Below are 18670 nucleotides of genomic sequence, written 5' to 3'. Positions count from 1 at the left end.
CCGGATGAAAAGGAAAATCAGGTCCCGACCGCGCCGCGGACCAGTTCCCAATAGATGGCGACGACCCGTTCCTGGTCCAGGCGTCCGCCGTCGCGATACCAGTTGACGACCCCGGTCAGCATCGCGATCAGCGCCATCGTCGCCAGCCGCAAGTCGGGAATATGCATCGTTCCCTCGGCCACCCCGGCGGCCAGGATGGTTTCCAGGGCTTCTTCATAGCGGCGGCGCAGGGTGGCGATCTGACGGCGGTTTTCGGGCGTCAGGCTGCGCAATTCCATGTAGGACAGGAACACTGCCTCGGGGCGCTCGATGCTGGTGGCAATGTGAAAGCGCAGAAAGCTGTGCAACCGCTCCAGCGCCGGACGCTCGGGATCGTCCTGCCAGGCCGCCAGCAGGTCCTGCATGTGACCGCGCAGAAGATCCGCCAGCAAAGCCTGCTTGTCGGGGGTATAGGCGTAAAGCGTGCCGACCTGCACGCCCACCTGAGCCGCGATCTGGCGCATGGACACGGCGCTGTAGCCGTGGCGCGCGAACAGGCTGCGCGCCGCGTCCCGGACCAGCGGCCCGGTGATGACTGCCTTGGATCCTTGTGTGCGCGCCATTCAGTCTTCTAGGCCGCGGATCGCGACAGGAAAAGAGCGCATCTTGTGTCCGGCTTCCCCTCGCGCCTATGGTACCCGCGCATTCGGATCGGAGGCATGATGACGGCGAAACGGAACTGTTTGGCGCTTGCGGCACTGCTGGCGCTGGCGGGCTGCGACGACCGCATCGGGGATTACCCCTCGCTCTTGCCGACCGACCAGCTGCTGGCCGAACCCGCCCTGCCCTCGCACGCGGCCGATGTGGCGCAAAGCCCTCAGGCGACTTCCGATGCGCTGACCGGGCGCGCCAAGGGCCTGGCGAACCGGACGCCCGCGCCTGCCGTCGGAGCGGCCGAGCTTTCGGCCCGCGCCGACGCCCTTCGCGAACGCGCGGCCCAATTGTCCAAGACCTCGCTTGACGCCTGCCCCGATGGGGCGGCGACCTGCGAAAGCCCCGCCCCCGCAGGCGGCGACGACCCGGCCGGCAAGACCCCGGCCAGCGAATAAATCCAAGGAGGAAGGCCCCAATGCCCGTTATCACCTGCATCGACGATCTGAAGGCGATCTATCGTCGGCGGGTGCCCCGGATGTTCTATGATTACGCGGAAAGCGGCAGCTATACCGAAAGCACCTTCCGCGAGAACAGCTCGGACTTCGCCAGGATCAAGCTGCGGCAAAAAGTGGCCGTGGACATGACCGGCCGCACCACCGAAAGCACCATGATCGGGCAGAAGGTGGCGATGCCGGTTGCCCTTGCCCCGGTCGGGCTGACCGGGATGCAGTCTGCCGATGGCGAGATCAAGGCGGCACAGGCCGCGAAGAAATTCGGCGTCCCCTTCACCCTGTCTACCATGTCGATCTGTTCGATCGAGGATGTGGCGGCCGCGACCCAGCACCCGTTCTGGTTCCAGCTCTATGTCATGCGCGATCAGGAGTTCCTCGAGGCGATCATCGAACGGGCCAAGCGTGCAAACTGTTCGGCACTGGTGCTGACGCTCGACCTTCAGATTCTCGGCCAGCGCCACAAGGATTTGAAGAACGGCCTGTCCGCACCGCCCAAGCTGACGCTGCCGGTGATGATGGACCTGGCGACCAAGTGGCGCTGGGGGCTGGAGATGCTGCAGACCAAGCGGCGCTTTTTCGGAAACATCGTCGGACATGCCAAGGGTGTCGGCGACACCTCATCGCTGAGCAGCTGGACTGCGGAACAGTTCGACCCGCAGCTCGACTGGAACAAGATCGCGCGCATCCGCGATCTTTGGGGCGGCAAGTTGATTCTGAAGGGCATCAACGATCCCGACGACGCGCGAATAGCTGCCGATTTCGGCGCGGATGCGATCATCGTCAGCAACCACGGCGGACGGCAGCTGGACGGTGCGGCGAGCTCGATCCGCATGTTGCCCGAGATCGTCGAGGCGGTCGGCGACAAGGTCGAGATCCATCTCGACAGCGGCATCCGCTCGGGTCAGGACGTGCTCAAGGCGCTGGCCATGGGGGCGCACGCGACCTATATCGGGCGCGCTTTTATCTATGGCCTTGGTGCGATGGGCGAAGCGGGCGTGACCAAGGCGCTTGAGGTCATCAGGAATGAACTGGACATCACGATGGCGCTGTGCGGCGAACGCGATGTGCGCAACCTGGGTCGCCACAACCTGATGATCCCGCGGGACTTCCTGGAACCCTATCTGTAAGCGAAACAGGGGGGTCCGTCAGGCGGACCCTTCGCGCAGCCCGCGCTCGCCGACCGTCCGCTTTCCTGTGCGAAGCAGGCGGGCCAGATGCGGCCTTAGCCGTTCCATCACCTGCGCCAAGATGATCGGGACGACCACGCCAACCAGCAGGAAAACCGGGATGCTATCGATGCCAAGGAATCGATGGACGGCCAGGATGAAGAAAATGTGCAGGAAATAAATGCTGGAGGACCAGCCGCTAAGGTTCACCGGCAGTTCCGGCAGGTCCATCCTCAGAAAGCCCAGAAACAGGAAGACCGGTGCCGGCAGCGCAAGGAACGGTATCTCTGGCATCGCCGCAAGGCTAAGGCCATAGGTGCGCATCGAGAAGAGCGCCTCTCCCAGCCTCAGGCCGAACAGCACCGCGACGACCAGCCAGATGACTCCAAGGCGCGGCAGGCTGTCGCGACCGTTTCGCGCCACCCAACTCGCCAGAGCATAGCCGATTGCCGCGAAGGGGAAGATGACCGTGAAGCCGTTGCGCGAAAACTCCAGTGGTAATTGCCAATCGCGATAAAAGGCCAGGAAAGCCAGAACCGACCCGATGCCGGCCAGCACCGAGGCCGAGATCATCATCGGCCAAAGCCCTGTCCCGGTCCTTTCGCCAAGACTGGCGAAGGCGATGATCAGGATGGCGGCGACGATCAGCCCGGCGATATACCACAGATGCATCGTGCCCCAGACAAAGACATATGCGACATCACGCCATGTGGTGTCGGGCTCGACCCAGATCGGCGCATAGAAGACCGTCCAGAACAGATAGGCGACGACCAGACCGGACAGCCATTTCAAGGCTTTGCCCCGATTGTAGGTTACAAAGAAGCAATAACCCGAGACGACCGAGAATGCGGGAACAAGGCTGCGCAACAAGCCCATGCCGGTCAGAAAGCTCCACTCGACCAGCTTGGCATGGATGAGAATCGAGTGACCCAGAACTACCCCGACGGCGAGAAGGCATTTCAGGTAATCTATTGAAACTGAACGTTGTAACATGAAAAACTCCGCCATACATGCAAAGATTGCGCCGAAGTTGAAAACTCGACAAGCGTTTTTCCGCCAAAGGATCGGGTTTTATTCTTCACAACCTGCGCCGATTACACTATAGGCGCGTCTTCGGCCATGCACCCTTGGAGGATGGCCGCAACTTCAAATGTAAGGAATACCATTATGGCCAAAGAGATCCCTGATCTGGTGGTCGAGGCACGCGCGGGGACAGGCAAGGGGGCCGCCCGCCAAGCTCGCCGCGAAGGCAAGGTGCCCGGCATCGTCTACGGCGACGGAAAAGATCCGCAGCCGATCCAAGTCGAGTTCAACTCGCTGCTGACCAAGCTGCGGGCCGGTCGCTTCCTGTCGACCCTGTGGAACCTGAAGGTTGAAGGCCAGGAAGACGTTCGCGTCGTCTGCCGCAGCGTTCAGCGCGACGTGGTGAAAGACCTGCCGACGCATATCGACTTCATGCGCCTGCACCGCAACACCCGCGTGAACCTGTTCATTCACGTGAACTTCGAAAACCACGAAGAAGCCCCCGGCCTGAAGCGTGGCGGTACCCTGGTCGTCGTCCGTCCGGAAGTCGAACTGATGGTCACCGCTTCGGAGATCCCCGATCACATCACCGTCGACCTGACGGGCAAGCAGATCGGCGACACCATCCACATCAACGATATCGAGCTGCCGAAAGGCGTTAAGCCGACCATCGACCGCAACTTCGTCATCGCGAACATCGCTGCGCCCTCGGGCCTGCGTTCGGAAGACAATGCGGAAGCCGCCGAAGGCGAAGCCACCGAGGCCTGATCGGCCCGAAGGCTGGAAAGACCGGGCGGCATCCCAGCGGATGCCGCCCTTTTTCTTGTCTTGCGGGGATGCTATCACGCCCCCCTGACGCGAAGGGACAAGACATGGAACCGATCCACATCATCGGCGCGGGCCTCGCCGGCTCGGAGGCAGCATGGCAGATCGCGCGCGCCGGCGTGCCCGTCGTGCTGCACGAAATGCGCCCCACGGTCGAAACCTTCGCCCATCGCACCGGCGACTGCGCCGAGATGGTTTGCTCGAACAGCTTCCGCTCGGACGACGACCAGATGAACGCGGTCGGCCAGCTTCACTGGGAAATGCGCGCCGCGGGTGGCCTGATCATGTCGATGGCCGACCGCCATCGCCTGCCTGCGGGCGGCGCACTTGCCGTCGACCGCGACGCCTTTTCCCAAGCCGTGACGCAGGCGCTGCAAGACGAGCCGCTGATCAGCTTTGCGCCCGGCGAAATCACCGACCTGCCCTCTGACGGACGCTGGATCGTCGCGACCGGTCCCTTGACCTCGGCCGCGCTTGGCCAGTCGATCCTTTCGGCAACCGGCGAAGGCTCGCTGGCCTTCTTCGACGCCATTGCGCCCATCGTCCATGCCGAAAGCATCGACATGTCGATCTGCTGGTTACAAAGCCGCTACGACAAGGGCGAGACCGAGGAAGAGCGCACCGCCTATATCAACTGCCCGATGACCAAGGCGGATTACGAAGCCTTCATCGATGCATTGCTGGCCGCCGACAAGACCGAGTTCCACGAGGGCGAGACTGCGGGCTATTTCGACGGCTGCCTGCCCATCGAAGTCATGGCCGAGCGTGGCCGCGAAACCCTGCGCCACGGTCCGATGAAGCCGGTGGGCCTGACGAACGCCCATAATCCGACCGAAAAGGCCTATGCCGTGGTCCAGTTGCGCCGGGACAACGCCTTGGGAACGCTTTACAATATCGTGGGCTTCCAGACGAAGATGAAATACGGCGCGCAGACCGAGGTGTTCCGCCGCATCCCCGGCCTGCAGAATGCCAGCTTTGCACGACTGGGCGGCATCCACCGCAACACGTTTCTGAACTCTCCCCGCCTGATCGACGACCGGTTGCGCCTGCGCGCGCGCCCGAACCTGCGCTTCGCGGGTCAGGTCACGGGTGTCGAGGGCTATGTCGAGAGCGCGGCGATGGGGCTGCTGGCAGGTCGCATGGCCGCGGCCGAGGCCCTTGGCCGCGACCTGCCGCCGCCTGCACCGACGACCTCGATGGGCGCACTGGTCAACCACATCACCGGTGGCGCAGATGCGAAGACCTTCCAGCCGATGAACGTGAACTTCGGCCTTTATCCTCCGCTGGACGAGATACGGGGCGGCAGGAAGGGCCGCAAGGACCGTTATCCTGCCTACACTGATCGCGCGAAAGCCGATTTCAACCAGTGGCTTGCGGGGCAGGCTTGAACCGCACGCGGTTTGCCCCTTCACCCACGGGTCCACTGCATCTGGGCCATGCCTTTGCGGCCCTGACCGCCGCACGCCTTGCCGATCCCGGCCAGTTCCTGCTGCGGATCGAGGATATCGACCGCTCGCGTTGCCGCCCGGAATATGAGGCGATGATCACCGAGGATCTGCACTGGCTGGGCCTCGGCTGGCCGCTTCCGGTCATGCGCCAATCCGAGCGCCTGCCCGCCTATCAGGCGGCGCTGGACCGGCTGGCGGGGCTGGGCCTGACCTATCCCTGCGAATGTCGCCGCGCCGACATCCGCGCCGCGCTTTCTGCGCCGCAGGAAGGGGTGACCCCGGTGATAGGTCCCGACGGTCCGGTCTATCCCGGCACCTGCCGTCATCGCAGCATGGATCAGGCCGGACCCGAGGATGCGATCCGACTAAACATGGCGCGCGCATTGGACCAGCTGCGCAGCGATGGGATCACCTTTGCAGATGAGGCCATCGCCACCTCGCAGCACCTGTCGGCCCTGGACATGATCGAGGGCATCGGCGACGTGGTTCTGGCGCGGCGGGGCATGGGCACCAGCTATCACCTGTCGGTTGTTGTCGACGATGCGGCACAGGGGATCACGCTGGTCACGCGCGGCAAGGATCTGCTGGATTCGACCTATATCCATGTCTTGCTTCAGCGACTGCTGGAGCTACCCGTGCCGCGCTATCACCACCACCGGCTGATCCGCGATGATGCCGGAAAGCGGCTTGCCAAACGCGACGACGCCCGCGCCCTGCGGCTTTACCGCGAACAGGGCATGCCCGCCGCCGAAATGCGTCAGTTGCTGGGGTTCTGAGGCTGCATGATCTCGACCTCGGCCCCATCGCGGATCGCGGTGTAAAAGCAGCTGCGCCGGTTGGTGTGGCAGGCCGGGCCGCTCTGCTCGACCAGCACCAGCAGGCAGTCACGGTCGCAATCCACGCGCATCTCGACCAGCTTCTGGACATGGCCCGAACTCTCGCCCTTGACCCAGAAGCCCTGGCGCGACCGCGACCAATACGTGACGTTGCGACTGTCCAGGGTGCGGGCCACGGATTCCGCGTTCATCCACGCCATCATCAGGATCTCGCCACTGCGATGGTCCTGCGCGATCGCCGGGATCAGGCCCTGGGCATCGTATTTCAGGCTTGCGGGATCGAACATCGGCTTTCCTTTCGGTATTGCCGCACCTATCTAGACATCACGCGACCCAAGCGAAAGCCCGGACGAGACATGGCCGATACCGATCTGATGCAGCTTTATTCGCGGCGAATCCTGGCACTGGCGTCCGACATTCCCCGCCTTGGCACGCTTGACGCGCCGACGGGCAGCGCGCATCGCCGCTCGCCGCAATGCGGATCGTCGGTGACCGCCCATGTCGTGATGCAGGACGGGCGCATTGCCGAATTCGGGCAAGAGGTTCGGGCCTGCGCGCTGGGTCAGGCCTCGGCTTCGGTCCTGGGGGCGCTGGCGGTCGGACTGACACGGGACGACATCGCCCAGGCGACCGAGCAGTTGACCGCGATGCTCAAGACCGATGGACCGCCCCCCTCGGCGCCCTTCGACGGGCTGGAAGCGCTTCTGCCTGCCCGCGAATTCCCCAATCGTCACGCCTCGATCCTGTTGGCATGGCAAGCGACGCTGGACGCCATCGACGCCTCGCAGGGCTAACTCCCCATCCCCCACCGACGCTAAAGAAAATGCCGACCCGCAAGGGGCCGGCAGTTGCGCGCATCAGAGACCGGGGAAGGTCCCGGCAGGACCGGGCGAAGGGTGCCGCCAGCGCGGGGCAGGACGATCGGCAAGCAGGATCATGCCATCAGCACGGGATGGACGATTGCCGGCAGGGAAAACAGGAATATGGCGGTCACGGATATCGCAACGACACCAGCAAGGTCGGAGAGAGTTTCGCGGGTCATGTCAGTTCTCCACGTTTGTTTCCCATTTGTTCTCACCGAATCGGAACAAAGTAAAGAACTTTTTAAGAACATTGATGGAACATCACCCGGCCGAGATCAGCCGGATCGCGCGGTCCTGCTCCATCAGCCACAGCAGCAGCCGGACCGCGCTTGCGCGATCTCCCTCCATCGCGGGGTCGCGTTCCAGGAACGCCTGCGCATCCTTGCGGGCCAGCGCCATCAGCCCCCCCTGCCGTTCCAGATCCGCGATACGAAAGCGCGGCAGCCCGGATTGAGCGGTGCCGATCACGTCACCCGCGCCGCGCATGGCCAGGTCTTCCTCAGAGATGCGGAAGCCGTCCTCGGTCTCTCGCAGAATCCCCAGGCGGCGGCGTCCGGTTTCGGACAAGGGCTCATGATAGATCAGCAGGCAGCTTGACGCCTTGCTGCCGCGACCGACCCGGCCTCGCAGCTGGTGCAGCTGCGCAAGGCCAAAGCTTTCCGCCCGCTCGATCACCATGATCGTGGCCTCGGGAACGTCGACGCCAACTTCGATTACGGTCGTGGCGACCAGGATGCCCGCGCGCCCTGCCGCGAAATCGGCCATCGCGGCGTCGCGTTCCTCGGCCGGCATCTGGCCGTGGACAAGCCGCACCTGATCGCCGAAACGCGCCCGCAATTCCTTGAACCGGGCCTCGGCCGCGGTCAGGTCCACGGCCTCGCTTTCCTCGACCAGAGGGCAGACCCAATAGGCCCGCGCCCCGGAATCCAGCGCACGGGCCAGATGCTCCACGATCTCGGGGATGCGCGAATCCGCCATGACCGTGGTGCGGATCGGCTGGCGCCCGACCGGCTTCTCGTCCAGAACCGACAAGTCCATGTCCCCGAACTGCGCCAGCGCCAATGAGCGCGGGATCGGCGTCGCCGTCATCACCAGCATGTCGGGTGGCAGATGGCCGCCCTTGGACCCCAACTCCATCCGCTGGTTGACGCCGAAGCGGTGCTGTTCGTCGATGATCGCAAGCCGCAGGTCGTTGAACTCGACCGTCTTCTGGATCACGGCATGGGTACCAACCAGAATGTCGATCCGCCCTTCTGCCAGGTCGGTCAGGATATTGGCGCGGGCGTCACCCTTGTCGCGCCCGGTCAGCACCTCAAGCCGGATGCCGGCCAGCCGGGCCAAAGGCTCAAGCGCGCGATAATGCTGGCGTGCCAGGATCTCGGTCGGGGCCATCAGGACGCCCTGCCCGCCGGCCTCGACCGCGATCAGAAGCGACAGGAACGCGACCAGCGTCTTGCCCGCCCCGACATCGCCCTGCAAAAGCCGGTTCATCCGTCGCGGAGCCTGCATGTCGGCAGCGATCTCATCGACCGCGCGACGCTGCGCGCCGGTGGGCGGCCAGGGCAGCCCCGCCAGCACCCTGTCCCGCAGTCGCCCGTCCGAGCGCGTGACAAGCCCGCTTTGACGCCGCCGGTCGCGGCGCAGCAGGGCCAGCGTCATCTGGTGGGCGAAAAGCTCGTCATAGGCCAGCCGCGCCCGCGCCGGGTCCGTCGGGGAAAGGTTTCCCTGCCCCTGCGGCGCATGTGCCTGCTCCAGCGCCTGATGCCAGCCTGGCCAACCTTCGCGCGCGACCACCGCGGGGTCGATCCATTCCGCGACATCGGGCAGGCGCGTCAGCGCGGCGCGCACCGCCTTTTGCACCACGCCTTGGGTCAAGCGGCCTGAAAGAGGATAGACAGGCTCGAACTCCGGCGGCAGCGCCGCCCCTTCGGGCGCGATGAAGTCGGGATGAACCATCTGGGCCATGCCGTCGAACAGCTCGATCTTGCCCGAAACGACGCGGCGCGCGCCAACCGGCAGTTGCCCTTCGATCCAGTCGCGACGCGGGTGGAAAAACACCAGTTGCAGATCTCCCGCCCCGTCCGAGCAATGCACACGCCAGGGCCGCCCCTTGCTGGCGGGCGGATGGTGACGCTCGACCCGGATGGTGACCCTGACCGTTTCGGGGGGCTGCGCATCGGCCAGTCTTGCGATCGGGCGACGACAGATGCCGGAATGCGGCAGGGTCAGGATCAGATCGCGCGGGCGGGTGACGCCCATCTGCTCAAGGGCTTCGGCCGCGCGTGGACCGACGCCCGGCAGAGTCTCGACCGATGCGAACAGCGGGAAAAGGGCGGGCGGGCGCCCGCCTACCCCTGGGCGATCACCAGCCATTCGTCCTCGTCGATGACCTTGATCCCCAGATCGGCAGCCTTCTTCGCCTTTGATCCCGCCCCCGGACCCGCGATCAGCAGATCGGTCTTGGCAGAGACCGAGCCTGCGACATGCGCGCCTAGCACCTCGGCACGGGCCTTGGCCTCGGCACGGGTCATCTTTTCAAGCGTTCCGGTAAAGACCAGCGTCTTGCCGGTGATTGAGCTGTCCGTCGCTCGCGCCTCGGGCGGCACGATCTTGTGCAGCGCCTGCCGCAGCCGGTCGATGGCGCCGCGTTCGCGGTCATTGGCAAAGGCGTCGGACAGGGACATGGCCAGCACTGGTCCGATCCCGTTGGCCGAAACAAGGTCCTGCCAGGCTGCCTCGGCTTCGGGCGGAACGCCTGCCTTGGCACGCACCCCGCCGCGCGCCTCGCTGACGCGGGCGCGACGGCTTGCGGCGGCGGCGGCCTTGCGTTCGGCCTCGGCCGCAAGATCGGCCTCGCGCTCTGCAAGTGCGGCGGGACGCAGCGCGTCCAGCGTTCTGACCATCGCCTCCCAATTGGCAAAATGGCGGGCCAAATCGTTGGCCGCCACCTCGCCCGCGTGCCGGATTCCCAGTGCAAAGATCAACCGGTGCAGGTCGATCTGCCGTTTGCTGTCGATCGCATTGAAAAGGTTGTTGGCGCTGGTTTCGCCCCAGCCCTTCACCTGAGCCAGAGGCGTCGCCGAAAGTTTTTCGAACCCCCAGGCCAGGCCTTTAGTCTCGATTTCGAGCGGATCTATCCCCATGGACACCAGCAGCTCGCGGTCCTCCTCGACATCCGCATCCCGCAGGATGTCGCTGGCACTGGCGGGCAGCATCTTGCGACCGGCTGCATCGCGTTCGGCCAGCGTGAAGATATCGGCAGGCTCGGCAATCCAGTTCAGACGATGGAACAGCTCGACCTGCTTGGCACCCAGCCCCTCGATATCGAATGCCGCGCGCGAGACGAAATGGCGCAGCTTCTCGACCGCCTGCGCCGGGCAGATCAGCCCACCGGTGCAGCGCCGGACCGAATCCCCCTCTTCCCGCGTCGCGGGAGAGCCGCATTGCGGGCAGGTTTGGGGAAACTCATAGGGAATGGCGGCCTGATCGCGCTTGTCCAGATCGACATCCGCGACTTTCGGGATCACATCCCCGGCGCGATAGATCTCGACCCAGTCTCCGACGCGAATGTCCTTGCCGCCCCGGATCTCGCGCCCGTCGGCACCGCGACCAGAGATATAATCCTCGTTGTGAAGGGTGGCGTTCGACACGACGACCCCGCCGACCGTCACGGGATGAAGGCGGGCCACCGGGCTCAGCGCGCCGGTACGGCCGACCTGGATGTCGATCGCCTCAAGCCGGGTCCAGGCGCGTTCGGCGGGAAACTTGTGGGCGATGGCCCATCGGGGCGTGGTTGAGCGCATGCCCATCCGCGCCTGCCGCGCCAGGTCGTTCACCTTGTAGACGACGCCGTCGATGTCATAGCCCAGCGTGGCGCGCATCTGCTCGATCCCCGACCAGACCTCGATCATCTCGGCGACTGAGCGGCACAGGCGCATATGTGGATTGATGGCAAAGCCGAACCCTTGCATCCGGGCGACGGCCCCCATTTGCGTGTCGGCCAGCGGCTCGGACAGCTCGCCCCAGGCATAGGCGAAAAAGCGCAGCGGCCGCGCCGCCGTGACCTGGGCGTCCAGTTGGCGCAGCGACCCCGCCGCGGCATTGCGCGGATTGGCAAAGACACGACCGCTGTCGGATTGGTTCAGCTTCTCGAAGTCCTCGTGCGACATGTAGCATTCGCCCCGGATTTCGACGATCGCGGGAATATCGCTGCCTTCCAGCCGATGCGGAATATCCGCGATGGTGCGGGCGTTGGCCGTCACATTCTCGCCGACCGCGCCGTTGCCGCGGGTCGCGGCCTGGACCAGTTCGCCATTTTCATAGCGCAGGGAAAGCGACAAGCCGTCGATCTTGGGCTCGGCCGTGCATTCGACCGGATCTGCCGCGGAAAGGCTTAGGAAAGACCGGATGCGCTGGACAAAGCCGGTCACGTCCTCTTCGTCGAAGGCATTCTCCAGCGACAGCATCGGCAGCCGATGGGTGACCTTGGCAAAGCGCGCGTCCGGGGCAGCGCCGACCTGCCGGGTCGGACTGTCCTGCGTTCCCAATTCGGGAAAGCGCGCCTCGATCTCGGCAAGGCGGCGCTTTTTCGCGTCGTATTCCGCATCGCTGATAAAGGGCGCGTCTTCGGCGTGATAGGCGTCGTTGGCGCGCTGCAGGGTTTCGGCCAGCACTGCGGCCTCGCCCGCGGCCTGCACCGGGTCAAGAGCATCCACGCCAAGGGGTGCCGCATCTGCCGCCGGGGCCGCGTCCGCAGCCTGATCCTTTGTTTCACGGGCCATCCGTCGCCTCCGCCGCAATCGCCCGACAAGGGCCTTTCTTCAGGCCCAGAGTGATAGCTTCTTGGCGGAACCCTTGTCCAGCGCGGGCAGCCGATCGGTCAGGCCATCCGCAGCGCGGCGCGGTCCGAACCCTGCCCCTCGGCCACGGGATCGCGCAGGACATAGCCGCGCCCCCAGACCGTCTCGATATGGTTTGCGCCATTCATCGCCGCCGCCAGCTTCTTGCGCAGCTTGCAGACGAAAACGTCGATAATCTTCAATTCCGGCTCATCCAGCCCGCCGTAAAGGTGATTCAGGAACATCTCCTTGGTCAGGGTCGTACCCTTGCGCAGGCTGAGCAATTCGAGGATCTGGTATTCCTTGCCGGTCAGGTTGACCGGACGCCCGCCCACCTCGACCGAGCGCGCGTCCAGGTTCACGACCATCTCTCCGGTGCGGATCACCGACTGGCTATGCCCCTTGGAGCGGCGGATGATGGCCTGGATGCGGGCGACCAGCTCATCGCGGATAAAAGGCTTCGTCATGTAATCATCCGCCCCGAAGCCAAAGCCGCGCAGCTTGATCTCGGTATCGTCCGATCCGGTCAGGATCAGGATCGGCGTGTCGATGCGGGACATGCGGATCTGGCGCAGGACCTCCATCCCGTTCATGTCCGGCAGATCAAGGTCCAGAAGGATCAGATCGTAGTCATACAACCGCGCCAGGTCGATGCCCTCTTCGCCCATATCGGTGCGATAGACGTTGTAATTCGCCTGCGTCAGCATCAGTTCGATACTGCGGGCGATGGTCTGATCATCTTCCACCAGAAGAATTCGCATGTCGTTGCCTTTCGTCGATCCGAGGTGATCGCCTGCATTTCACGAAAGCGTTAATATCACGTTAGCGGTGAATATAGCAAAACCAATGCAACCTATAGTTGCTTAAATTTTTGCAGCCGCGTGATCTTCAATGCCTCGCTGCCGTGGCGGTCGACGGCAAGGCACCAGGCGTCGAACTCTTCTCCGGTCAGGTCATAGCGTTTCAACGCCGCGTCGCGGGTCAGCAATCCGTATTTGACCGCAGCCACGACGACGGCCTTGCGGCTGGCGACCCAACGGATATTCGCGGGGGGAAGATCGGCAAGGGTCAGGATACTGCCATCGGGCAGCACGGCAGTCCGTCGGCCATGTGCTTTCTTCACGAACATCTACAAAATCCCGTCCAGATCACCAAGCTTCTGGCAGAAATTCCTTAAGTGACGGTGAAGCGCAGTGACCTTCTGGCCGGACCCGGCCTTGAGAATTCCGGGGATTTTCCCTAAATATGCCCAAACCGGCGCCCATGCTTCCCCGAAGCGCCGCCAAAGGACGATCCATGACAAGCCGCAGCCAAGCCCTTCGCGCCGACGCGCCAGATACTCCATTGAACTCGCTGGGTTTCGCGAAGCCTCCGGCGGAAACGCGCGTGGTCGTGGCCATGTCGGGCGGCGTCGACAGTTCAGTCGTGGCCGCCATGCTTGCCGCCGAGGGTTATGACGTCATCGGCGTGACGCTGCAGCTTTACGACCACGGCGCGGCGCTGGCCAAGAAAGGCGCCTGCTGCGCCGGACAGGACATCCATGATGCCCGCCGCGTGGCCGAGCGTATCGGGTTCCCGCATTACGTCCTGGACTACGAAAACAAGTTCCGCGAATCCGTGATCGAGGAATTCGCCGACGCCTATCTGGCTGGCGCGACCCCGGTGCCCTGCATCCGCTGCAACGAGCGGGTGAAGTTCCGCGACCTGCTGCAAACGGCACGGGAACTGGATGCCGATTGCATGGCGACCGGGCATTATATCCGCCGCTTTGACGGGGCCAACGGGGCCGAGTTGCACATGGCGGCGGATCCCGCGCGCGACCAAAGCTATTTCCTGTTCTCGACCACTGGTGAACAGCTTGATTTCCTGCGCTTTCCCCTGGGCAGCCTGAAAAGCAAGGCCGAAACCAGGGCGCTGGCCGCGGAATACGGGCTTTCTGTTGCCGACAAGCCGGACAGCCAGGACATCTGCTTCGTGCCGAACGGTAACTATGCCAGCGTGATTGAAAAGCTGCGCCCCGGATCGGCCGATCCTGGCGAGATCGTCGACATGGACGGCAACGTCCTGGGCGAGCATCGCGGCGTCATCCACTATACCATCGGCCAGCGCCGCGGCCTTGGCATCGGCGGGCTGGGCGATCCGCTTTATGTCGTGCGGCTTGAACCAGCTACGCGGCGCGTCGTCGTCGGCCCGAAGCAGGCACTGGCGACGAAAATCGTTCCGGTGACAGAAGTGAACTGGCTGGGCGACGAGCCTTTCGAGGGCGAGATCGCGATCACTGCGCGCATCCGTTCGACCCGCCCACCCCGGCCCGCCATTCTGCGCCCGACCGGCAAGAACCGCGCCGAGATCGAACTGCTGGACCCTGAAGAAGGCGTAAGCCCCGGACAGGCCTGTGTCTTTTATGCGAATGAGGGCACTCGCGTCCTGGGCGGCGGCTGGATCTCGCACCGCCGCGGCGGCTGATCTCAGGCGGTCGCGGCCAGCAGACGGATGCGTTCGACCATCGCGCGCAATCCGTTCGAGCGTTGGGCCGAAAGATGCTCCTGCAGTCCCAGCCGACCCAGTTCGGCGGGCGCATCCACTGCGCCGACCTCGGCCAGGGGCACGCCCGAATACAGCGCATGCAGGATCGCGACCAGCCCCCGCACGATCAGCGCATCACTGTCGCCCTGGAAATCGAAGCGCCCGCCTTCGATCAGTGGCATGATCCAGACCTGACTGGCGCAGCCGTCTACCTTCGTCGCCGGGACCTGCAGCGCCGGGTCCATGGCGGGCATCGCCTTGCCCAGTTCGATGACATGCCGATAACGCTCTTCCCAATCCTCGAGAAAGTCGAAGGTCTCGGCGATTTCTTCAAAGGCAGGCGTGGCCATCAGGCGTCCTTTCGCAGTCGGGCAGGTTCGGGGGCGGCTCTGGCATAGCGCGACCCGCTCCCAAGGTCAAAGAGGCTTTCGCGCACCGGCACTTTGCCCTATCACTTCGCGGAAACCGGGACAGGACGAGGGGCGATCGGACATGCGGATCAGGACATTGGGCCATATCGGCTGTGCGATGCTGGTGCTGGCGGGATGTGGGCGTTTCGGCGACAGCGGCGGCAGCGGCTGGAACCCTTTCGGCTGGTTCGGCGGCGGCTCCTCGAATCAACCGACCTCGCTTGAGCCCGAAGGTGGCTATCCGACCGGCGTCTCTGACGGACGGGTGGGGATCGCGCAGATCACCGGCGCGCGTTGGGAGCCGCTTTACGAAGGCCGCCTGTTGGTCGTCACCGCCGTTCCCGCGACAAAAGGCTGGTGGAACGTCGAGCTTGTGACCGAAGTGCCGATGCCGCGCGGCCGCACCCGCGCCGATGACACCGGCACCCTCCGCCTGCGCCTTGTCGGGAACCCGCCCGCCCCGGACAGCGTCGCCGGTCGCAGCACCCCTAACCCGGCAAGCGACACTGTGACGGCGGCACTAACCATTTCGAACGAAGCGCTGGTCGGCCTGCAAGAGGTCGTGATTACCGGCGCGAACAATACCGTGACCCTGCGGAAGTAAGCGGGCATGGAAAAGGGCGCCACCGGGCGCCCTTTCGTTTTCTGACCGAGAATGGTCTCAGGTCATCTTGCGCAGATAGGTCCAGGTGGGCACACGGGCGTCCCGCGCGACGGACCAGCTTTCAGCATCACCCAGATATTCAAAGCCGCAATTCGTCAGGACACGGGCCGAACCGGGATTGTCCTGAAACGCCTCGGCGAACAGAGTGCGCGAGCCATGCGGATTGGCGGCGACAAGAGCCGCGACCGCCTCGGTCGCAAAACCGGTATTCCAGAAACCCGCGCCGATCCAGAAGCCCAGTTCGGACTGGTCCGGTTCGATGCGCGTCAGCGAGACCACGCCCAGAAGCTCGGCCAGCTTGTTGGCAGAGCCGTCGATGGCCCAGACATCCTCATCCCGCTCGGCCGAGATGGCACGCGTGACATAGGCCTCGGTCGCACCCGGCGGAAGCGGATGGGGGATTGAGCGCGTGCCTTCGGCTACCCGACGGTCCTGGGTGTAATGCGCGATCAGCCCCGCATCGGAACGCCGCAGCGGCCGCAGGACAAATCGTTCGGTCGCGATCTCGGGCTGCCTGTGCAGGTCCGGCGCGAACTGGTCGTTCATCAAAGTCTCCTCCCTCGTCCTCACGGAATATATGGGCGCGATCTCTGGAAAACCGAAGGGGACCGGCTTGCGCCGATCCCCCTTTTTAAGCACCTAGGTGTTAAAATCGGCTTATTCGGCAGCCTCGAGATTGGCCGGCAGCACGGAAATGTAGGTGCGGCCCTTGAGACCCTTGCGGAAGGTCACCTTGCCGTCGGTCAGCGCGAACAGGGTGTGGTCGCGGCCCATGCCGACGTTCGCACCGGCCCACCAGGTGGTGCCGCGCTGACGCACGATGATGTTGCCTGCGACGGCGGCCTGACCACCGAACAGTTTCACGCCAAGACGGCGACCAGCCGAATCGCGACCGTTGCGGGACGAACCGCCTGCTTTTTTATGTGCCATGGGTCAGTCTCCTCAGTTGGCGGTTTCGGCGTCGTGGCGGCGTGCAAGACGCGCACCGACAGCAGCTTTGACGTCGGACTTGTCCGCGCCTTTTTCCAGCAGCTCGGTGACGCGAACCAGGGTCAGTTGCTGACGGTGGCCACGGGTGCGCTGCGACGAGTGCTTCCGGCGGCGCTTGACATAGGTGATGACCTTGTCAGCTTTGATGTTGTCGATGACTTCCGCCTGAACGGCGGCACCGGCAACCAGCGGCGCACCGACGGTCGAGCCGATCATCAGCACTTCGTTGAACTGTATCTTGTCGCCAGCTTCGGCGTTCAGTTTTTCAACGCGCAGCACATCACCGGCCTGAACCCGGTACTGCTTGCCGCCCGTCTTGAGAACTGCGAACATTCCGTCTTTCCTTGCTTCCATCGCGTCCTTCGGCCCCTGCGTGGCAGGTGTTCGTCGGGTCCCGGACCCGCCTTCGGACAGCGCACCCGCATATCGGGTGAGATTAAAATAACGCACCGGCAACGGGCAGACACCCGGCCGGTCGCGGGTATATGGCGGATTCGAGGGTGAAAGTCAACATGAATGCAGGCATTCACGCCCCGAAAGCCCAGCTTCAGGCGATCAGTTCTCCGCCCAGAGAATTCGCTGCGCTGTGGGTGATTCGCACCCGCACAAGATCGCCGACGCTGGCGCCCGGCGCCTCGACGAAGACCGCGTGCAGATAATCCGACTTGCCGACCATCTGGCCCGCAAGGCGTCCCGGCTTTTCGAACAGCACGCTAAGCTCGCGTCCGACCATGCCCTCCTGCGCAGCCTTCTGCTGACTGGACAGCAGGGACTGAAGCTCCTGCAGGCGGGCGTCGGCGATGGCGCTGTCGACCTCGGGGCGGTCATAGGCGGGCGTGCCCGGACGTGGCGAATACTTGAAGCTGAAGGCGGTGCCGAAATTCACGCGGCGGACCAGGTCCAGCGTGTCGGCATGGTCCTGGTCGGTTTCGCCGGGGAAGCCCACGATGAAATCGCTGGTCAGCATGATGTCGGGCCGCGCGTCGCGGATACGGTCAATCAGACGAAGATACTGATCGACCGTATGCTTGCGGTTCATCGCCTTCAGGATGCGGTTCGAGCCGGATTGCACCGGCAGGTGCAGATAGGGCATCAGCTTCGCCTCGGCCCCATGCGCCTCGATCAGGTCGTCGGCCATGTCGTTCGGATGGCTGGTGGTATAGCGGATGCGGTCCAGCCCGTCGATTTCGGCGACGGCGCGGATCAGGCGGCCAAAGCCCCATTCCCCGCCTTCGGGGCCAGCGCCGTGCCAGCCGTTGACGTTCTGGCCAAGCAGGGTGATTTCACGCACGCCGCGCGATACCAGGTCACGCGCCTCGCGCAGGATGCGGTCCACGGGGCGGCTGACCTCGGCCCCGCGGGTATAGGGCACGACACAGAAGGCACAGAACTTGTCGCAGCCCTCCTGCACGGTCAGGAAGGCGGCGGGGGCGCGGCGGGTGGCGGCGGGCTTCGGCAGATGCTCGAACTTGTCCTCGGCCGGGAACTCGGTATCGACGCCCCTGCCCGCGCGGGCCATGGCGGGCAGGCGGTGATAGGCCTGCGGACCGACCACCAGATCGACGATCGGCATCCGACGCTGGATCTCTTCGCCCTCGGCCTGCGCGACACAGCCGGCGACGCCGATCTTCAGGTCGGGACGCTCGGCCTTCAGCGGCTTCAGGCGACCCAGATCGGAATACAGCTTCTCGGCCGCCTTCTCGCGGATATGGCAGGTGTTCAGCAGCACCATGTCGGCTTCAGACTGGTCCTCGGTCAGGACATAGCCTTCGGCGCCCATGGCCTCAGCCATGCGCTGGCTGTCATAGACGTTCATCTGGCAGCCATAGGTCTTGATGAAGAGCTTCTTGGCCGCCGATTTCTCAATCTGGCCGGTTGTGCTGGCTTGGTCGGTCATGCCGTGCTGTCCTTGGAGTTCGCGCGCTGATACAGGAAA

At 64.3% G+C, this 18670-nt stretch carries 20 protein-coding genes; 8 read left to right on the top strand and 12 right to left on the bottom strand.

Annotated features, from left to right (window positions below; all coding sequences use genetic code 11):
• Nucleotides 1–17: 17 nt before the first annotated feature.
• Entirely contained in the window at nt 18–602 is a 585-nt protein-coding gene (locus RM190_RS05140; RefSeq protein ID WP_311758336.1) for a TetR/AcrR family transcriptional regulator, read from the bottom strand.
• Between the two features lie 99 nt (nt 603–701).
• Between RM190_RS05140 and RM190_RS05135 the strand changes: the two genes are divergently transcribed.
• Together RM190_RS05135 and RM190_RS05130 are read left to right on the top strand one after the other, a co-directional pair.
• Nucleotides 702–1088, top strand: coding sequence for a hypothetical protein (locus RM190_RS05135; RefSeq protein WP_311758335.1), 387 nt, complete (start codon nt 702–704; stop codon nt 1086–1088).
• Nucleotides 1089–1108: 20 nt separating this feature from the next.
• Nucleotides 1109–2272, top strand: coding sequence for an alpha-hydroxy acid oxidase (locus RM190_RS05130; RefSeq protein ID WP_311758334.1), 1164 nt, complete (start codon nt 1109–1111; stop codon nt 2270–2272).
• Nucleotides 2273–2290: 18 nt separating this feature from the next.
• On the opposite strand, the gene RM190_RS05125 is transcribed toward RM190_RS05130, so the two are convergent.
• Complete coding sequence (locus tag RM190_RS05125) at nt 2291–3304, bottom strand: acyltransferase family protein (protein ID WP_311758333.1); 1014 nt, start codon at nt 3302–3304, stop codon at nt 2291–2293.
• Between the two features lie 174 nt (nt 3305–3478).
• Here RM190_RS05125 and RM190_RS05120 point away from each other — a divergent pair, with 174 nt between their 5' ends.
• The 3 genes from RM190_RS05120 to gluQRS all read left to right on the top strand — a co-directional run bounded on the left by RM190_RS05120 (nt 3479) and on the right by gluQRS (nt 6383).
• Nucleotides 3479–4102 (top strand): 50S ribosomal protein L25/general stress protein Ctc, encoded by a 624-nt coding sequence (locus RM190_RS05120; RefSeq protein ID WP_311758332.1) that lies wholly within the window; start codon nt 3479–3481, stop codon nt 4100–4102.
• Nucleotides 4103–4206: 104 nt separating this feature from the next.
• A complete protein-coding gene (gene trmFO / locus RM190_RS05115) occupies nt 4207–5547 on the top strand; it encodes a methylenetetrahydrofolate--tRNA-(uracil(54)-C(5))-methyltransferase (FADH(2)-oxidizing) TrmFO (protein WP_311758331.1) in 1341 nt (446 codons plus the stop codon).
• The gene (gluQRS, locus tag RM190_RS05110; RefSeq protein WP_311758330.1) at nt 5544–6383 is read left to right on the top strand and encodes a tRNA glutamyl-Q(34) synthetase GluQRS; all 840 of its coding nucleotides are present in this window, start codon (nt 5544–5546) and stop codon (nt 6381–6383) included. Before trmFO ends, gluQRS begins: the two co-directional genes overlap by 4 nt.
• On the opposite strand, the gene hisI is transcribed toward gluQRS, so the two are convergent.
• Nucleotides 6365–6730 carry a phosphoribosyl-AMP cyclohydrolase gene (gene hisI, locus RM190_RS05105; protein ID WP_311758329.1) on the bottom strand — a complete coding sequence of 122 codons (366 nt, stop codon included), beginning with the start codon at nt 6728–6730 and terminating at the stop codon, nt 6365–6367. The genes gluQRS and hisI overlap by 19 nt on opposite strands.
• Nucleotides 6731–6799: 69 nt before the next feature.
• On the opposite strand from hisI, the gene RM190_RS05100 reads away from it, so the two are divergent.
• Complete coding sequence (locus RM190_RS05100; protein WP_311758328.1) at nt 6800–7237, top strand: iron-sulfur cluster assembly scaffold protein; 438 nt, start codon at nt 6800–6802, stop codon at nt 7235–7237.
• 330 nt (nt 7238–7567) lie between these two features.
• On the opposite strand, the gene recG is transcribed toward RM190_RS05100, so the two are convergent.
• The 4 genes from recG to sciP all read right to left on the bottom strand — a co-directional run bounded on the left by recG (nt 7568) and on the right by sciP (nt 13273).
• The gene (gene recG / locus RM190_RS05095) at nt 7568–9679 is read right to left on the bottom strand and encodes an ATP-dependent DNA helicase RecG (protein ID WP_311758327.1); all 2112 of its coding nucleotides are present in this window, start codon (nt 9677–9679) and stop codon (nt 7568–7570) included.
• Entirely contained in the window at nt 9655–12087 is a 2433-nt protein-coding gene (gene ligA / locus RM190_RS05090; RefSeq protein ID WP_311758326.1) for an NAD-dependent DNA ligase LigA, read from the bottom strand. Before ligA ends, recG begins: the two co-directional genes overlap by 25 nt.
• 98 nt (nt 12088–12185) lie before the next feature.
• Complete coding sequence (ctrA, locus tag RM190_RS05085) at nt 12186–12905, bottom strand: response regulator transcription factor CtrA (protein ID WP_311758325.1); 720 nt, start codon at nt 12903–12905, stop codon at nt 12186–12188.
• Nucleotides 12906–12997: 92 nt separating this feature from the next.
• Nucleotides 12998–13273, bottom strand: coding sequence for a CtrA inhibitor SciP (gene sciP, locus RM190_RS05080; protein WP_311758324.1), 276 nt, complete (start codon nt 13271–13273; stop codon nt 12998–13000).
• A 167-nt stretch (nt 13274–13440) separates the two neighbouring features.
• Here sciP and mnmA point away from each other — a divergent pair, with 167 nt between their 5' ends.
• The gene (gene mnmA / locus RM190_RS05075) at nt 13441–14610 is read left to right on the top strand and encodes a tRNA 2-thiouridine(34) synthase MnmA (protein WP_311758323.1); all 1170 of its coding nucleotides are present in this window, start codon (nt 13441–13443) and stop codon (nt 14608–14610) included.
• Nucleotides 14611–14612: 2 nt separating this feature from the next.
• Here the strand turns inward: mnmA and RM190_RS05070 are convergent, their stop codons facing one another.
• Nucleotides 14613–15020 carry a SufE family protein gene (locus RM190_RS05070; protein WP_311758322.1) on the bottom strand — a complete coding sequence of 136 codons (408 nt, stop codon included), beginning with the start codon at nt 15018–15020 and terminating at the stop codon, nt 14613–14615.
• Between the two features lie 142 nt (nt 15021–15162).
• Between RM190_RS05070 and RM190_RS05065 the strand changes: the two genes are divergently transcribed.
• A complete protein-coding gene (locus tag RM190_RS05065; RefSeq protein ID WP_311758321.1) occupies nt 15163–15684 on the top strand; it encodes a hypothetical protein in 522 nt (173 codons plus the stop codon).
• 57 nt (nt 15685–15741) lie between these two features.
• Here the strand turns inward: RM190_RS05065 and RM190_RS05060 are convergent, their stop codons facing one another.
• From RM190_RS05060 to miaB, 4 genes are all read right to left on the bottom strand, one after another.
• The gene (locus RM190_RS05060) at nt 15742–16290 is read right to left on the bottom strand and encodes a GNAT family N-acetyltransferase (protein ID WP_311758320.1); all 549 of its coding nucleotides are present in this window, start codon (nt 16288–16290) and stop codon (nt 15742–15744) included.
• Between the two features lie 111 nt (nt 16291–16401).
• Nucleotides 16402–16674: a 50S ribosomal protein L27 gene (gene rpmA, locus RM190_RS05055; protein WP_134679265.1), complete on the bottom strand. Its 273-nt coding sequence runs from the start codon at nt 16672–16674 to the stop codon at nt 16402–16404.
• A gap of 12 nt (nt 16675–16686) precedes the next feature.
• Nucleotides 16687–17067 carry a 50S ribosomal protein L21 gene (gene rplU, locus RM190_RS05050; RefSeq protein ID WP_311758319.1) on the bottom strand — a complete coding sequence of 127 codons (381 nt, stop codon included), beginning with the start codon at nt 17065–17067 and terminating at the stop codon, nt 16687–16689.
• A 214-nt stretch (nt 17068–17281) separates the two neighbouring features.
• Nucleotides 17282–18631 (bottom strand): tRNA (N6-isopentenyl adenosine(37)-C2)-methylthiotransferase MiaB, encoded by a 1350-nt coding sequence (gene miaB, locus RM190_RS05045; RefSeq protein ID WP_311758318.1) that lies wholly within the window; start codon nt 18629–18631, stop codon nt 17282–17284.
• Nucleotides 18632–18670: the final 39 nt, after the last annotated feature.

Origin of the sequence: Paracoccus broussonetiae (assembly GCF_031854425.1) — a bacterium.
GTDB lineage: Bacteria > Pseudomonadota > Alphaproteobacteria > Rhodobacterales > Rhodobacteraceae > Paracoccus > Paracoccus broussonetiae.
The sequence above is the reverse complement of the archived record's forward strand: the minus strand, read 5'-3'. Positions and strand labels throughout refer to the sequence as shown.

Bases quoted from the DNA above. Each gene is read 5' to 3' on its own strand.
- RM190_RS05140 (WP_311758336.1), bottom strand. From the start codon at position 602: ATGGCGCGCACACAAGGATCCAAGGCAGTCATCACCGGGCCGCTGGTC.
- RM190_RS05135 (WP_311758335.1), top strand. From the start codon at position 702: ATGACGGCGAAACGGAACTGTTTGGCGCTTGCGGCACTGCTGGCGCTG.
- RM190_RS05130 (WP_311758334.1), top strand. From the start codon at position 1,109: ATGCCCGTTATCACCTGCATCGACGATCTGAAGGCGATCTATCGTCGG.
- RM190_RS05125 (WP_311758333.1), bottom strand. From the start codon at position 3,304: ATGTTACAACGTTCAGTTTCAATAGATTACCTGAAATGCCTTCTCGCC.
- RM190_RS05120 (WP_311758332.1), top strand. From the start codon at position 3,479: ATGGCCAAAGAGATCCCTGATCTGGTGGTCGAGGCACGCGCGGGGACA.
- trmFO (WP_311758331.1), top strand. From the start codon at position 4,207: ATGGAACCGATCCACATCATCGGCGCGGGCCTCGCCGGCTCGGAGGCA.
- hisI (WP_311758329.1), bottom strand. From the start codon at position 6,730: ATGTTCGATCCCGCAAGCCTGAAATACGATGCCCAGGGCCTGATCCCG.
- RM190_RS05100 (WP_311758328.1), top strand. From the start codon at position 6,800: ATGGCCGATACCGATCTGATGCAGCTTTATTCGCGGCGAATCCTGGCA.
- recG (WP_311758327.1), bottom strand. From the start codon at position 9,679: ATGGCTGGTGATCGCCCAGGGGTAGGCGGGCGCCCGCCCGCCCTTTTC.
- ligA (WP_311758326.1), bottom strand. From the start codon at position 12,087: ATGGCCCGTGAAACAAAGGATCAGGCTGCGGACGCGGCCCCGGCGGCA.
- ctrA (WP_311758325.1), bottom strand. From the start codon at position 12,905: ATGCGAATTCTTCTGGTGGAAGATGATCAGACCATCGCCCGCAGTATC.
- sciP (WP_311758324.1), bottom strand. From the start codon at position 13,273: ATGTTCGTGAAGAAAGCACATGGCCGACGGACTGCCGTGCTGCCCGAT.
- mnmA (WP_311758323.1), top strand. From the start codon at position 13,441: ATGACAAGCCGCAGCCAAGCCCTTCGCGCCGACGCGCCAGATACTCCA.
- RM190_RS05070 (WP_311758322.1), bottom strand. From the start codon at position 15,020: ATGGCCACGCCTGCCTTTGAAGAAATCGCCGAGACCTTCGACTTTCTC.
- RM190_RS05065 (WP_311758321.1), top strand. From the start codon at position 15,163: ATGCGGATCAGGACATTGGGCCATATCGGCTGTGCGATGCTGGTGCTG.
- RM190_RS05060 (WP_311758320.1), bottom strand. From the start codon at position 16,290: ATGAACGACCAGTTCGCGCCGGACCTGCACAGGCAGCCCGAGATCGCG.
- rpmA (WP_134679265.1), bottom strand. From the start codon at position 16,674: ATGGCACATAAAAAAGCAGGCGGTTCGTCCCGCAACGGTCGCGATTCG.
- rplU (WP_311758319.1), bottom strand. From the start codon at position 17,067: ATGTTCGCAGTTCTCAAGACGGGCGGCAAGCAGTACCGGGTTCAGGCC.
- miaB (WP_311758318.1), bottom strand. From the start codon at position 18,631: ATGACCGACCAAGCCAGCACAACCGGCCAGATTGAGAAATCGGCGGCC.